Origin of the sequence: Psychrobacter urativorans, assembly GCF_001298525.1 — a bacterium.
In the GTDB taxonomy this organism is placed as follows: domain Bacteria; phylum Pseudomonadota; class Gammaproteobacteria; order Pseudomonadales; family Moraxellaceae; genus Psychrobacter; species Psychrobacter urativorans_A.
Window position 1 is genome coordinate 674,007 of record NZ_CP012678.1, and the last position, 14,405, is coordinate 688,411.

The 14,405-nt window shown below is 42.3% G+C and carries 13 protein-coding genes; 6 read left to right on the forward strand and 7 right to left on the reverse strand.

The features are described 5' to 3' along the window. Nucleotides 1-26: 26 nt before the first annotated feature. The 3 genes from ubiE to AOC03_RS02835 all read left to right on the forward strand — a co-directional run bounded on the left by ubiE (nt 27) and on the right by AOC03_RS02835 (nt 3,539). Nucleotides 27-1,154, forward strand: coding sequence for a bifunctional demethylmenaquinone methyltransferase/2-methoxy-6-polyprenyl-1,4-benzoquinol methylase UbiE (gene ubiE, locus AOC03_RS02825; protein ID WP_062533505.1), 1,128 nt, complete (start codon nt 27-29; stop codon nt 1,152-1,154). A gap of 39 nt (nt 1,155-1,193) precedes the next feature. Beyond that, a complete protein-coding gene (locus tag AOC03_RS02830; protein WP_062533506.1) occupies nt 1,194-1,754 on the forward strand; it encodes a hypothetical protein in 561 nt (186 codons plus the stop codon). Between the two features lie 123 nt (nt 1,755-1,877). Beyond that, nucleotides 1,878-3,539, forward strand: a complete 1,662-nt coding sequence (locus tag AOC03_RS02835; RefSeq protein WP_062533507.1) for an ABC1 kinase family protein — start codon at nt 1,878-1,880, stop codon at nt 3,537-3,539. Nucleotides 3,540-3,627: 88 nt separating this feature from the next. On the opposite strand, the gene ruvB is transcribed toward AOC03_RS02835, so the two are convergent. The 5 genes from ruvB to AOC03_RS02860 all read right to left on the reverse strand — a co-directional run bounded on the left by ruvB (nt 3,628) and on the right by AOC03_RS02860 (nt 8,868). After that, nucleotides 3,628-4,608 carry a Holliday junction branch migration DNA helicase RuvB gene (gene ruvB, locus AOC03_RS02840; protein ID WP_062533508.1) on the reverse strand — a complete coding sequence of 327 codons (981 nt, stop codon included), beginning with the start codon at nt 4,606-4,608 and terminating at the stop codon, nt 3,628-3,630. A 191-nt stretch (nt 4,609-4,799) separates the two neighbouring features. Beyond that, on the reverse strand, nt 4,800-5,420 hold the full coding sequence (gene ruvA / locus AOC03_RS02845) for a Holliday junction branch migration protein RuvA (protein WP_062533509.1): 621 nt from the start codon (nt 5,418-5,420) through the stop codon (nt 4,800-4,802). 87 nt (nt 5,421-5,507) lie between these two features. Beyond that, nucleotides 5,508-6,545: a class II fructose-bisphosphate aldolase gene (fba, locus tag AOC03_RS02850; RefSeq protein ID WP_062533510.1), complete on the reverse strand. Its 1,038-nt coding sequence runs from the start codon at nt 6,543-6,545 to the stop codon at nt 5,508-5,510. Between the two features lie 408 nt (nt 6,546-6,953). Continuing rightward, a complete protein-coding gene (locus AOC03_RS02855; RefSeq protein WP_062533511.1) occupies nt 6,954-7,394 on the reverse strand; it encodes a hypothetical protein in 441 nt (146 codons plus the stop codon). A 256-nt stretch (nt 7,395-7,650) separates the two neighbouring features. Continuing rightward, complete coding sequence (locus AOC03_RS02860; RefSeq protein ID WP_062533512.1) at nt 7,651-8,868, reverse strand: phosphoglycerate kinase; 1,218 nt, start codon at nt 8,866-8,868, stop codon at nt 7,651-7,653. Nucleotides 8,869-9,224: 356 nt separating this feature from the next. Between AOC03_RS02860 and AOC03_RS02865 the strand changes: the two genes are divergently transcribed. Further along, complete coding sequence (locus tag AOC03_RS02865) at nt 9,225-9,554, forward strand: TraR/DksA family transcriptional regulator (protein WP_062533513.1); 330 nt, start codon at nt 9,225-9,227, stop codon at nt 9,552-9,554. Between the two features lie 38 nt (nt 9,555-9,592). On the opposite strand, the gene AOC03_RS02870 is transcribed toward AOC03_RS02865, so the two are convergent. Next, entirely contained in the window at nt 9,593-10,249 is a 657-nt protein-coding gene (locus AOC03_RS02870) for a thiamine phosphate synthase (RefSeq protein WP_157049278.1), read from the reverse strand. Between the two features lie 133 nt (nt 10,250-10,382). Then, nucleotides 10,383-11,447, reverse strand: a complete 1,065-nt coding sequence (locus AOC03_RS02875) for a serine hydrolase (protein ID WP_062533514.1) — start codon at nt 11,445-11,447, stop codon at nt 10,383-10,385. Between the two features lie 407 nt (nt 11,448-11,854). Here AOC03_RS02875 and AOC03_RS02880 point away from each other — a divergent pair, with 407 nt between their 5' ends. Next, nucleotides 11,855-12,490, forward strand: a complete 636-nt coding sequence (locus AOC03_RS02880; protein WP_062533515.1) for a response regulator — start codon at nt 11,855-11,857, stop codon at nt 12,488-12,490. Nucleotides 12,491-12,533: 43 nt separating this feature from the next. Next, nucleotides 12,534-14,393, forward strand: coding sequence for a sensor histidine kinase (locus AOC03_RS02885; RefSeq protein WP_084785751.1), 1,860 nt, complete (start codon nt 12,534-12,536; stop codon nt 14,391-14,393). Nucleotides 14,394-14,405 lie beyond the last annotated feature (12 nt).

The window sequence follows — 14,405 nt, forward strand, 5'->3', positions numbered from 1 at the left end:
ATAACAACAAATAACCGGATACTCTTATGACTGATAACTCAAACGTTCATTTAGATAGTGACCACTTAGATAGTGATAGCGCGAATTCTGCTAATCAGCAAACTGGACACAGCCATATTCAAGATAAACTGGTCAAAGACAGTATTGCTCATAGTCAAGATATCAGCGCCAAAGCACAAGCACGTAATAGCCATGCGCTGAATCAAGTCATCGAAAATCGTGCTACCATAGAACACAACCAAGCCAGTGACTTTACCCAAGTACAAGACTTACCAACGGGTACACCGCAAGGACAACAAACAACGATGCTAAATAGCAACACGCCAGCCCACTCTAATACGCAAGCGCCAAAACAAGCTACTTTTAATCAGCGTGATGATATTAATAATCCGCATACGTCAGATACTGATGGCGCAGAAGAAACTCATTTCGGCTATGAAACTGTGAATAAAGCTGAAAAACAAGCGCGCGTTGCCGATGTCTTTACGTCTGTTGCCAAAAAATATGACATTATGAATGACTTAATGTCATTTGGTATCCATCGTTTATGGAAACGTTATGCCATCAGCTTATCTGGTGTGCGTGCAGGTCAGCATGTGCTTGATATCGCAGGCGGCACAGGTGACTTGGCAAAAGTATTTAGCCGTGAAGTGGGTAAGAATGGTCACGTAGTATTATCCGATATCAATGCGGCAATGCTAGAAGTGGGTCGTGAGCGTTTGATTAATGCCGGTTGTAATAACGTTGACTTTGTATTAGCGAATGCGGAAACGCTTGCGCCATTTGAAGATAATAGTTTTGACTTATTGACGATTAGTTTCGGTCTACGTAACGTAACCGATAAAGACGCCGCACTACGTGCCATGTATCGCGTCCTTAAGCCAGGCGGTCGTTTATTGATTTTAGAGTTCTCAAAACCTATCTTTGAGCCGTTATCTAAAGCGTACGATTTATACTCATTTACCGCACTGCCACTGATGGGCAAGATTGTGGCGAACGATTCTGAAAGCTATCGCTATCTAGCCGAGTCAATTCGGATGCATCCAGATCAGCAGTCATTAAAGCAGATGATGGAGCAAGCAGGCTTTGAGAAGTGCGATTATAATAATTTAACGTTCGGTATCGTGGCAGTGCATCGCGGCTTTAAAGCCTAGCCTAATAAACGCCGACTTTATAAAACACGTGAGAGTATTATGTTGACTGTATTGCTGTTGGCAGCTGCCGAAAAGCTGATTAATATCGCTATTGGCAGTGATGAGATTACCCAAGCAGGGCTTGCATCGCTTGCTGGGAAAGTATTACGTCTTAATATCGCAACGCCTAAGATACAAGTTGATGTTTTATTCAATCATGAGCACCTGCGTTTTGAACCTGTCACCACCGATGAGGGGTTTGAATCGCGCGCTCATGTCGTTGATAACCATGCTATTGATAGAATTGCCGTGGATAGCAGCAATGATGAGCGCCAACAAGCCAATGTAGATATGGCGTGTATGAGTTATAGTCGTCCTGACTGTACTCTTAACGTTGAAAATATTGCGCAATTACTGCATTTAATGCGCGGTGCTGACGGTGATTTGCCAATGACTGGTGATGACAAAGTACAGATGCAGCTTCAGCAGTTGGTAGCTGGCTTTGACCCTGATATTGCAGGACAGCTTGAGCCACTCATTGGCAAACCTTTAGCAAGTCAATTACAGCTAGTTATCTCACAACTTAAACGTAGCTTTGGTCATCGTGCCAAATCCTATTGAAGCAGCACAATTAGGTGCTATCCATCCTAAATAGGTATGCTTGACTGATAACGAATAGCTATTCGTATTTTTCAACGAGACCTTTTATTTAGCGTCACTGTTTATTTAGAGTATCTATCGCCCATGCTACTATCTCATCGCGCCCGTCTCCTTGAACTTTGGCGCATTGCAGCAAGCTATCGTATTGACACTCATTTTTCTATCGAAGATACGCCGCAGCTACAACCTCTGGCACGTTTAATTCGTCTACACCCTGCCGCTTGGGGCAAAAAGCATCAGCCTAATGGCATTAAATACGCGCTCGAAGATATGGGCACGCTATTTTTAAAGCTTGGACAATTGCTTTCCACCCGTCGTGATTTAGTGCCGCCTGAGATTATTAACCAGTTAATTCAACTACAAGACCAAGTCAAACCTTTCGCGCCAGATATAGCCATTGCTCAAATTGAAGATAAAAAATATGGTTTAGGGCAGTCTGTTGATACTTTATTCGCGCGTTTTGATACTAAGCCGTTAGCGGCTGCTTCCATTGCGCAGGTACATACCGCCGCACTCTATGATGGTCGCGAAGTGGTGATCAAAGTCGTGCGCCCTGACATTCGCACCACCATTATTGCGGACTTTGAGCTGCTACGCGAGCTTGCCAATTGGCTATCAGCGCGTGTAGAAGCAGCGCGTGCCGTACATATTATTGATATTGTCGAAGACTATCGGCAAGTGATGCTTAATGAGTTAGATTTAACCCTTGAAGCTGAAAACACGACTAAGATGCGCAATAATTTCTTAGGCTCAGCGCTGATGTATGTGCCAGAAGTCTATGACGCTGCTAAGAATGTGATGGTCATGGAGCGTATTCAAGGGGTCCCTATTTCACAAACGCAGCTCTTTGATCAGCTTGGTTATGACCGTGCCGCCCTCGCAGAAAAAGGCTTAACCATCTTTTTTACCCAAGTCTTTCGTGATAACTTTTTTCATGCGGATATGCATCCGGGTAATGTGTTCGTTGAGACGCCACCTATCAAGACGCTGACGGCTAATATGCCACCAGTAGATTTGGGGCACGAGCCGCGATATATTGGGCTTGATTGCGCCATCATGGGTACCTTATCCAAAAATGATCAGCTAATCGTGGCACGGATGCTGCTTGCCGTTATGAATAACAACTTCACGGCATTAGTAGATATCGTTAGCCGTGCAGGTTGGATACCACCCCATACCGATAAGCATGCCTTGATGCGTGATATGAGTCGTACTGTAGCCCCCATGTTGCAAAAATCGATTAATGACATCGATTTTGCGGGCGTATTGATGCAAATACTTGATATCGCCCGTCGTCATCACATGACCATTCCGCCGCAGCTCATGCTACTCCTTAAAACCTTGGTACACGTTGAAGGCTTAGGTCGCGACCTCTACCCTGACCTTGATATTTGGTCACTTGCCAAACCTATTTTAAGTAGCTGGGTAAAAGAACAGCTCGACCCAATGCGCAACTTACAACAGCTACGGCAGCGTCTTCCAGAACTTTTGTTATCAAGTATGGATATTCCTAAATTGCTTGACCAAGGCTTGCAAAGCTTAGCGGCACAAGGTGCACGTCAAGACAGTCAGCTGCGTGAAATTCAACAAATCCGCGCGGATATGCTCAATGACCGTCGTCGTGACTGGATAGCGTTAGCAGGTTTTGGACTATTTATTGCTATTGCTACTCAAGTGGTTGGTTGGTTATCACCTATCTTTTACGTTTTAGCTATACTGGCAGTGATTTGGCGTATTTTAGGTTAATATTAAAAAGTGTATCTCACTTAGATAAAAAAATGCCCATACTTTAATCATTTAAAGTATGGGCATTTTTTATTGAGAAAATAAAGCATTACATTTGATCAATCGCCATTTGCGTCAGCATGCGTCCACGTGCGGTGCGCAGTACATAACCTTGTTGAATTAAATACGGTTCAATCACATCCTCTAACGTCCCGCGATCTTCAGCCATTGCCGCCGCTACCGCTTCAACGCCCGCAGGACCACCATCAAAACGCTCATGCAAAATTTCAATATAGCGTCGGTCTAAATGATCCAATCCGCGTCGATCGACTGCTAACATATCGAGGGCACTCGCAGCAATATCACCGTTGATACTACCGTCGCCTCTGACCTCCGCATAGTCACGTACACGGCGCAATAAACGGTTGGCAATCCGCGGTGTACCACGTGCACGGCGGGCAATCTCAACCGCGCCATCTTCGCTCATCGGCACGCGCATTAACCTTGCCGCACGACTGACAATCGTGGTCAAATCTGCAATATTATAAAACTCTAAACGCTGCACAATACCGAAGCGATCCCGCAATGGCGAGGTCAATAATCCCGCACGCGTAGTTGCCGCAACTAAGGTAAACGGTGGTAAATCTAGCTTAATTGAGCGTGCCGCAGGACCTTCACCAATCATAATATCGAGCTGGAAATCTTCCATAGCCGGATACAGAATCTCTTCAATAACTGGACTGAGACGATGAATCTCATCAATGAATAGCACATCGCCCGCTTCAAGATTGGTCAGCATGGCTGCCAAATCGCCTGCGCGCTCAAGCACGGGTCCTGAGGTTGAGCGCAAATTGCCGCCCATTTCACGAGCGATAATATTGGCAAGCGTGGTCTTACCTAGACCCGGTGGTCCAAAAATAAGAGTATGGTCAAGCGCCTCATCACGTGCGCGTGCCGCCCCAATAAAGACTTCCATTTGCTCACGTACCACGGGCTGTCCGATATATTCAGCCAGTAACGCAGGGCGAATATTAGCATCAGGAGCATCACCCAGCCCTTCTAGCGGATTAATCAAACGATCTTGGCTCATAAGTTTTATCATTGTATAAAGGGAAAAATAATATAGAAAGAACACTTAGCATAACCAAGCGTAACGGATAAATCATGCGAAAGCATCATAAATTAACGAATAGAATAAAAACAAGCGACAACTAGTGTCGCTTGTTTAAATATATAATAAGCCTTTTAACATCAAACAATCTAAGTCAAAACTAAGCGCACTTAAAAGCCTGACAACTGCTGTAAAGTCGCTTTTAATAAGCCTTGCGTATCTTCAAAGATATCGCCCTTACTTTTAGCTGCCTTAATTGCTTGTTGGGCTTCTTTTTCTTTATAACCTAAGCTAATCAGCGCGCCTTCCACTTCAGCGATAATACTACCTTCGTGAGAAACCGTCACAGACTGAGGATTAAACTCTAAATGGCTGCTATCCACTTCTATATTTTTGAGCTTATCTTTCAGCTCAATTAATAAGCGTTGCGCTGTTTTTTTACCAATGCCCGGAATACGCATGAGTGCGGTTTCTGAATCTTGCTCAACATGCATTTTTAGCTCAGCCGCTGACATAGCAGACAGCATCGCCAGTGCCATTTTAGCACCAACCCCATTAATTTTAATCAGTTGCCGAAACACATCACGTTCTTTACGGTCGATAAACCCAAAAAGCAGCTGCGCATCTTCACGCACGTGGAAATGAGTCCAAATGCTCGCTTGTTGATTTAGTTGTAACTGACAAAATGACGGTAATGGCAGCTCAATATCATAGCCCACGCCAGAGGTGGTCATGATACAGGCCGTTGGCGCCATTAAATACTGCACCTGCCCAGTAATCAGTCCTATCATAACCTTCCCCTATGAACAGCAATTATCTGTTATAAATCGTGGAATAATTTGAGCTGCTCTTAAATAATACGGCTTATTTTCATCATTTTACTGATAAAAATCAACCATACCTTCAAGGCTAATCGGACGAATCTTATCCGCTTGACCCGCAGAACCGAAGGCTTCAAAACGATTCACACAAATAGCTGACATAGCAACCATTGAGGCTTTGAAGTATTTACGTGGATCAAATTCACTCGGGTTTTCTGCAAGGAATTTGCGGATAGCGCCCGTTGATGCCAAGCGCAAATCAGTATCGATATTTACTTTACGCACGCCATGCTTAATCGCTTCAACGATTTGCTCAACTGGTACACCATAAGTCTCACCGATGTTACCGCCATTTTCATTAATAATTTTTAGCCATTCTTGCGGTACAGAAGATGAGCCATGCATGACCAAATGGGTGTTCGGAATACGCGCATGAATCTCTTTAACACGTTCAATTGATAAGATATCGCCAGTCGGTGGACGGGTGAATTTATAAGCGCCATGACTGGTGCCAATCGCGATTGCTAATGCATCAACATTCGTGTCTTTTACGAACTGTTCTGCTTCGTCAGCACTGGTCAATAATTGCGCATGATCCAATACGCCTTCAGCGCCATGTCCGTCTTCTTCACCCGCCATGCCGGTCTCTAAACTGCCTAAACAACCAATTTCACCTTCGACAGAAACACCGCAAGCGTGTGACAATTTAACCACTTCACGCGTTACGCTGGCGTTATAGTCATAATCCATCGGTGTTTTACCATCTTCACCAAGCGAGCCGTCCATCATTACTGATGAGAAACCAAGCTGAATTGAACGCTGACAAACCGCAGGAGACGTACCATGATCTTGATGCATGACGACAGGAATATGTGGCCACTCTTCGATGGCGGCAATAATTAAATGTCGTAAAAATGCCGCTCCTGCATAGCCACGCGCGCCCGCACTGGCTTGTACAATCACAGGCGAATTACAAGCGTCAGCGGCAATCATAATCGCGCGCATCTGCTCTAAATTATTGACATTATATGCAGGCACACCGTAGCTGTGCTCAGCGGCGTGATCTAACAGTTGACGTAAGGAGATTAAGGCCATAAGACGCTCTCTAATTGAGTTTTAAACAGGGATAGAATATTGAATAACGTTAATAGATAGTGCTGTGTGTTAAAAAATTATGCCGTTAACAAACCAAATGGAACAATAATAACCATCGTACCATCATTTTTATTACGCACACTATGCCAATAATCATCATCAGCTGCAGATTATAGCAAAGTTTACTGACCTCTCGCAGTGGTTACGTCAGTATTTATCTATCTCGTACATTTTCTTGTGATTTACTCAGATAAATCATACAACCACAGTCGAATAAATATAAAAAAAGCCTCGGTCAATACCAAGGCTTTTTTACTTTTGGTGCTCTATGTCTTTAATAATATAAAAAACTATTATCAAAGCTCAATACTTTAGTTACGAGTAATGTAGAGACGAGTACAGTAGAGATTAGTATTTTTGATCTTCAGCAACGGCTTCTTTTACAGCTGGATCAGCTTGTAGATCAGTAGCTGGCTTAGCCGCCGCATTAGCCGCAACATCAGATGCACCTGAGGCAACTTTATCTGCGCCTTTAGCCACGGCATCAGCAGTACCTTCAACAGCTTTGTTAGTACCATCAGCGATAGCTTCGCCAGTGTTTACAACTGCACCAGCAGCAACAGCGCCCGCCGTTTTAGCACCATCAGCGATATCTGTGCCAGCATTTTTTGCAGCCATTTCAGCTTCAGAAGTTGCTTGTTCAGTATTAGCAACGATATCATCGCCTGCAGATTCTGCTGCTGCTTCAACGTTACCCGCATCCGCTTGTTCTTCAGTTTTTTGGCTACATGCAGTGACTGCAAAAGTACCAGCAAGAACGCTAGCAAGTAACAAATGACGTTTTAACATAATAAACCTCTAGTAAATAATGCATGTCAAAATACATGGTAGCGCCATTTTATAGGCAGCAAATAGGACATGCAATAACAATTTTTAGTATATTAACAAATAATAACGGCTTAATAATAGTCGTTAATTATCAGATCGCTTCGTTTATCATTTAATTAACTTATGTTTATCTAAATTATTAAATATAAAAAACTTTAGATCTGACAATGTTGGAATAGACTACCTCAGTCACTCGCCAAATATTGTACGTATAGTGTTACTGTGCTTGTATTTGTAAGGCAGCTACTGCTGGCAATACTTTGCCTTCGACAAATTCTAAGAAAGCCCCGCCACCGGTTGACATATAGCTGACACCATCCGCTACTTGATATTTGTCAATGGCTGCGAGCGTATCACCGCCGCCCGCAATGGAGAAGCCTGCGCTGTCTTTTACGGCTTTGGCTAAAATTTCAGTACCCGCACCAAAAGCATCTACTTCAAACACGCCCACTGGGCCATTCCATAAAATAGTCTTGGCATTCATAATGGCTTCGGCTAATTTTTCGGCACTTTGTGGCGCGATGTCTAATATCATATCATCGGCAGCAATCGCATTTACTGCTTTGATTGTTGCTTTAGCATTTTGTAATGAGCCAATAAAGTCAGAAAAATCAATTTCATTTTTATCCGCAACCACTACATATTCAGGCAGTAAAATATCGGTTTTTGTCATGATATCGCGTGCCGTCTCCAGCAAGTCAGCTTCATATAGCGAAGCGCCAACATTATGACCTTGCGCGGCTAAGAAAGTATTGGCAATCCCACCACCAACGATGATTTGGGTGCATAATTCTGCCAAGCTATGTAAAACTTCGAGCTTGGTAGATACTTTTGAGCCACCAACAATGGCTAACATTGGCTGGGCGGGCGTGTCTAATGCCTGCGTCAACGCATCCAATTCAGCGGACAATAACGGTCCGGCACAAACGGTTTTATCCGCGGCACGCATAGCTTGAGTAACGCCTTCAGTTGATGCCTGTGCACGGTGCGCTGTACCAAATGCATCCATCACAAATACATCACATAAGTCAGCATAAGCTTTTGCTAACGTGCTGTTGTTTTTCTTTTCACCTTCATTAAAACGTACATTTTCTAGCAGCACGACTTCACCGGCTTGAATGGTCACGCCATCGGTCAGATAATCACGATTCAGGGTCACAGGCAGCTTAATTTGCGCCCCTAACTTATCCGTTAAGTACTCAGCAACAGGCGCTAGCGAATAGATTTCTTCAGGCTTACCTTCTGTCGGACGCCCCAAATGCGAGCAAACGATGACTGCTGCACCCTTTTCTAACGCCAGCTTTATCGTTGGCAAACTTGCCTGCAAGCGCGCATCACTGGTAATCTGACCATCTGTAATCGGTACATTTAGGTCTTCACGAATCAATACTACTTTTTTAGCTAAATCCAGCTCACTCATACGCAAAAAATTCATTACCTACTCCTAATTTTGATATTAATCTATTATTGATGGACAATACGACTTCTAAATACGATGATTTCTGGGCACTATAATTTATAAATAGGTCAATTTAAGGACACTACTAGATAGTAAAGATGCTATTTATTAACGGTATCTTTGTTATTTAAATAAAATGGTTCGGCTATTTTAGGACGTGAGTGTAGCATAAGCTTCACTTTTCTAAACAGTCAATCTGATAAAATTTAGCCGACAATCAGCAAGCGCTTGAACTAGGCTACAAGCTCAGTAACATTTTGTGGTGGTACAGTATGGTCACAGCTCTTATGATAGATGAGTAAACAATAACAACACTCTATTTGGAGAATATAATGAGCATTAATTTGGATACTGCCAAAACAAATTTACTCGCCTTAAAAGAAGAATATGAGACGCGTATTGATAAAATTGAAGACCATATCCAACATCCACAAGATGACCTAAATGAGCATTGGGACGACCAAGCCATTTCCTATAGTCAAAATGACATGCGCAAAAATTTGCTAGTAGAAGCGAAGCAAAGCTTGGTTTATGTCAGAAATGCGCTAAGCCGTATCGAAAATGGTACGTATAGCGAGTGTGAAATCTGCGGTAAAGAAATCGCAGAACAGCGTTTGGAAGCTCTGCCTTATGCCACCTTATGTATGGAACATGCTAAATGAATTTAGCATCAAAAAACTCAAATTTAGATTACTAAGTTTTAAGCAGGCGTATTCCATAAGGTTAGCGCCTGCTGCCATTGTTGGCAACGCATGGCAATCTTATCCCCGGGTAAATCCATAATATCACCAACAACGGCGATATACGTCAGTGGCAAACCTGACAACTGATTGATATTCTCCGCAGTTAACCCGCCAATCACACAAATATCAATCTCTTGCTGGCAGCCTTCGATAAGCTGCTGACGGGTGATAGTAGCCGCATTGGGTTTTGTAGTCGATGTAAATACTGCACCCATCGCTGCATAATCTGCACCATCATTTTTGGCGTCTTTGACCAGCTCAACCTCACCATGACAAGTACGACCAATGATTTGATTGGGTAACAGCTGCTGCTTAGCCTCAGCAATATTGCCATCCTGCTGCCCAAGATGAACGCCTACGCCTAGCCTAGCAGCAAGCTTAATATCATCATTAATGACCACCGCCACATTATATTGCTTTGCTAACGCCACGATTTTCACCGCTTCCTCATATAGCTTTGCTTGCCCATCTTCTTGCGCCAATATCTTTTTACGGCGAATTTGTAACAAGCCAATCATGCCTGTACCTAAAGCTATTTTTAACTTAGAATACAAGAGCTCAAACCCATCATCATTGGTCAGTAAATAGAGTTTAGGTGCTAAATACTGGGACATACGAATCCTTGGACGCAATATAATTAGAGATAAGATAGTTAGAGATAATATAATTAAAAAAAGAGCCGTTATATTCAATAACAGCTCTATTCATTTCTATATTAGATAAAAACTTTAAATATCAATTTTAAACTTAAACCGTACGGCGGCTAGAAAGACTACTTAAAATATTCTTAGCATCACCCCAACGTGTTGCTGAGCTATCTGCCCCTAAGATGACAATAATGGCGGGTCTATTATTAACTCTGGTTTCCATAACTACACAGTTTCCTGCCTCGTTAATAAAACCTGTTTTTGAGATGCCAATCGGATAATCACCTGAACGCACTAAGCTACTAGTATTACTGGCTTGATATCTGCGATTGCCACTTGAATAGTTAGCGACTAAAAAGTCATAACTTTTGGTGGTAGAAAAACGACGAATCACATCATAATTGCCCGCAGCACGTACCATTTTAACTAAATCATTAGATGACGCTACATTGCGTGAATCAAGACCAGTTGGGTCACCAAAAAATGCAGTACTCATGCCTAAAGACTTGGCTTTATTATTCATTGCGCGCATAAAGGCACTATAACCACCTGGATAGTTACGGGCTAATGTTTTCGCCGCTGGATTCTCTGATTTCATCAGTGCCATGAGCAATATCTCAGCGCGATTCATTCGATCGCCTGCTTTTAAACGCGTACTGGCGCGTTTAGGACCAATAAAATCCTCTGCATCAAAGGTAATTTCTTCACGCATATCTAGATTGGCATCAAGCACCACCATAGCGGTCATTACTTTCGTAATACTAGCCATTGGTCTTGCGGTATCTGCATTTTTCTCATAGATAGATTCGCCTGTTTCGGCATCAATGACTGCGACACTGCGCGAATTTGCACTGATAGGAATCATGCTACTACTACCAAAGCTGCCGCTATAGGTCGTATTATAACTATTGTTATTGCTGCTACTTACACTGGGAGCATTCGTAAGTTTAGTCGTACCGTAGCCGTTATCAACTTTTTTGATAGCCGTACCAGTGGACTTAGACATGATATTACGGGCTTCAGATAAGCTGTCAGCGCCGCCCCAGCTCACGCGTGCACTGGATTCAGTACCATTAATCGTTAATGCCGCTTGGGCAGCACTGCCTAAACTCAACGAAATCATGGCAGCAATTAATTGCTGTTTGGTTAATGGTATATGTTTCATTCTTCCTCCGGCTATTGCTACTAACACGTCAAAGCAAGATAGTTGACGTTGGTAACTTACGTAGCGATTATGGATGCGTTTGTAGGCACTCGTATAGGGTCTTTGTACTTTTAGTGTATCATGGTTTGCATTCAAATTTAATCTACTAAACTGATAACATATACTTTTCTTGTATATGGTCAATATTTGCTACACTTGCTTTGGGTTCGAGTAATATTTGTTAACATAATAACAATATATGATGACCATCATCTCGAAATGTGCAATTTAATACAAACTTAATTACTGATATAAATCAGTAATATTATGACGTTAATTTTTTTCTGATATTTTATAAAATAACACAGTATTATAAGGTGAAATCAATCTGATTTTACCAAGATTAAGCAATCTATAAGAGTATAACTATGATTCGAGTATTGGTAGTAGATGATCACGACTTAGTGCGAATGGGCATCAGTCGTATGTTGTCTGATAGCACTGATATTGAAGTGGTAGGCGAAGCGGACAGCGGTGATATGGCCATTAAATTGGCTAAACAGCTCAGCCCTGATGTGGTATTACTGGATGTTAATATGCCAAATATTGGCGGACTTGAGGCAACCAAACGTTTAGTACAGTTAGATATGGGCATTAAAATTTTAGCGGTCAGTAGTATGGTTGCTCAGCCTTATCCCTCCATGTTACTTAAAGCAGGCGTTAATGGCTATATCACTAAAGGCACGCCACTAGACGAGATGATTCGCGCCATTAAAAAACTCTATCAAGGAGGTCGCTATTTCAGTCATGACGTTGCGGAACAGTTGGCAGAGGTTTTATTATCAGATAATGCAGCTTCCCCCTTTGACTTACTGAGTGATCGCGAAAAGCAAGTGGCGATGATGGTCGTTAATTGCCAAAGCCCACAGCAAATTGCTGACCAGTTATTCGTCAGTGTCAAAACTATCAATACTTATCGCTATCGTATTTATGAAAAAGTGGGTGTTGATAGTGATGTAAAATTGACACATATGGCCATTCGTCATGGCTTGATTCAGCCATAAAATTCAGCGCTAAAATTTAGTGCTAAGATAATTTGGTCATTCTATGAAAACCCACCCTGCTGCCATCACGACTATGACTGACTTTTTTTATCGAGGCAATACGCTGCCGTCCTCCCAATTACGCCGTCTTGGATTAATTTATAGTAGCTATCGACTGGTTATCAGTATTTTTTTTATAGTCATGAGTTATGTGACCGCTAAGTCTGCAGGCAGTTTATTGCTGCCGAGTTTATTACCGCAAACGGTTCTTGGCTTTTATGTATTATTGAGCATCGTCTTGTTTGGGCTATTCTATGTGGTGACAAAATATCCACAGCGACAACTGGCTTTCGGACTCACCCTTGACGTCATCATATTAAGTTTGCTGCTGTATACTAATGGCGCTGCAGACTTGCAAATAACCATGCTTTATATGGTAGTAGTAGCGGCGAGTTTTATGCTTTTGCATGGTTCGCAAGCGTTAATCATCACTTTACTCGCCGTTATTTTTGTCATCTATCAGCAGTTTTTTTATGCGATTACCAATAGTATGAGCGTGACTGATTTAGTCGATGCTCTACTCACATCTGTCAGCTTTCTAGCGGTGGGTTTTTTAAGCTGGTTCGTCTCTCAACGCTTGGTACATGTCGAAAAAATGGCAGAACAACATGAGCAAGAAGTTGAAAGACTCAACAATATCAATCAAGAAGTCATTAGCCAAATGTTAAATGGCGTGATGGTCATTGATCAGGGACATATCGTCTTAGCCAATGCGGCAACTTATAAGTTATTAGAAATCTCAGACCAGCTAAAGACACCGCACAAACCAGTTCAAAATCAAGATTATAAACATAATACTAACTGGCTGACTTCTATTTTTAAACGACAACCAACATCCGCTAGCCACCAGATAAATGGCTCGCTAGCTGCCTTTCAACAGCAAATGAAAGATAGGCACGAATCTTTACTGGATAGATGTCTTGCTGTCAGTGCGGGACGCTCACGCAGCTTTATTTATGAATTACCTATCATGGAAAATGCCTCGGTAAGAGACAAGTTACGTATTCAAATCATTCCCTTAAAAGATGCCAGTCAATTGGTATTATTGGAAGATTTACGCCGTGAGCAAGCCAGTGCGCAACAGTTAAAACTGGCATCTTTAGGGCAGCTAACTGCCAGTATCGCGCACGAAATTCGTAATCCGTTGGCTGCTATTTCACAGGCGAGTCAACTGTTAATGGAGGATATCATTGAGAATAATGATAACGGCGCCTCGATTCATGAGACGCGTAACAGTCCATTAAGCAGTAGCGATATGGCAGGTAATCATGAACTATATAAAATGATATTTGCCCAAACCAAACGTGTGAATCGCATTATTGAAGACGTGTTAAATTTATCACGGCAACAATTGCCCAATCAGCAGCCGGTAGTATTGGCAACGTGGATGCGGCAATTTTTGGATAATTATTTTCTGGCGCATGATGTTTTATTACATATCTATTCTCAGCCTATCGTACAGTTTGATACGCATCAATTAGAACAAATTTTAATCAATCTCATTAATAACGGCTTGCGCTATAGTAGCCATGTGCGAGCTTCTCCGTATGTTGAGGTTAATATTTATTGTACTGAGAACGATGTTATAATCGATATTTTAGATGATGGTAAAGGCGTTGCTACATCTGACTTAGACCAGTTATTCAATCCATTTTTTACCACTGATAAAGCGGGAACAGGACTTGGATTATATTTATCACAAGCATTTAGTGAAGCCAATCATGCTCGCTTACTCTATGTCCCTACCCATAAAAAGACATGTTTTCGCCTCATTATTCCTGCGATCTCTTGTCCATCAGATGCCAAGACAAAGTGTGTTTATTATTATACTTGCCAGCAAAAACCAGCAACAAAAGTTCCGTAACTGCTCATAAAT

Coding starts and splice junctions, on each gene's coding strand:
- ubiE (WP_062533505.1), top strand. CDS start 27: ATGACTGATAACTCAAACGTTCATTTAGATAGTGACCACTTAGATAGT.
- AOC03_RS02830 (WP_062533506.1), top strand. CDS start 1,194: ATGTTGACTGTATTGCTGTTGGCAGCTGCCGAAAAGCTGATTAATATC.
- AOC03_RS02835 (WP_062533507.1), top strand. CDS start 1,878: ATGCTACTATCTCATCGCGCCCGTCTCCTTGAACTTTGGCGCATTGCA.
- ruvB (WP_062533508.1), bottom strand. CDS start 4,608: ATGAGCCAAGATCGTTTGATTAATCCGCTAGAAGGGCTGGGTGATGCT.
- ruvA (WP_062533509.1), bottom strand. CDS start 5,420: ATGATAGGACTGATTACTGGGCAGGTGCAGTATTTAATGGCGCCAACG.
- fba (WP_062533510.1), bottom strand. CDS start 6,545: ATGGCCTTAATCTCCTTACGTCAACTGTTAGATCACGCCGCTGAGCAC.
- AOC03_RS02855 (WP_062533511.1), bottom strand. CDS start 7,394: ATGTTAAAACGTCATTTGTTACTTGCTAGCGTTCTTGCTGGTACTTTT.
- AOC03_RS02860 (WP_062533512.1), bottom strand. CDS start 8,868: ATGAATTTTTTGCGTATGAGTGAGCTGGATTTAGCTAAAAAAGTAGTA.
- AOC03_RS02865 (WP_062533513.1), top strand. CDS start 9,225: ATGAGCATTAATTTGGATACTGCCAAAACAAATTTACTCGCCTTAAAA.
- AOC03_RS02870 (WP_157049278.1), bottom strand. CDS start 10,249: ATGTCCCAGTATTTAGCACCTAAACTCTATTTACTGACCAATGATGAT.
- AOC03_RS02875 (WP_062533514.1), bottom strand. CDS start 11,447: ATGAAACATATACCATTAACCAAACAGCAATTAATTGCTGCCATGATT.
- AOC03_RS02880 (WP_062533515.1), top strand. CDS start 11,855: ATGATTCGAGTATTGGTAGTAGATGATCACGACTTAGTGCGAATGGGC.
- AOC03_RS02885 (WP_084785751.1), top strand. CDS start 12,534: ATGAAAACCCACCCTGCTGCCATCACGACTATGACTGACTTTTTTTAT.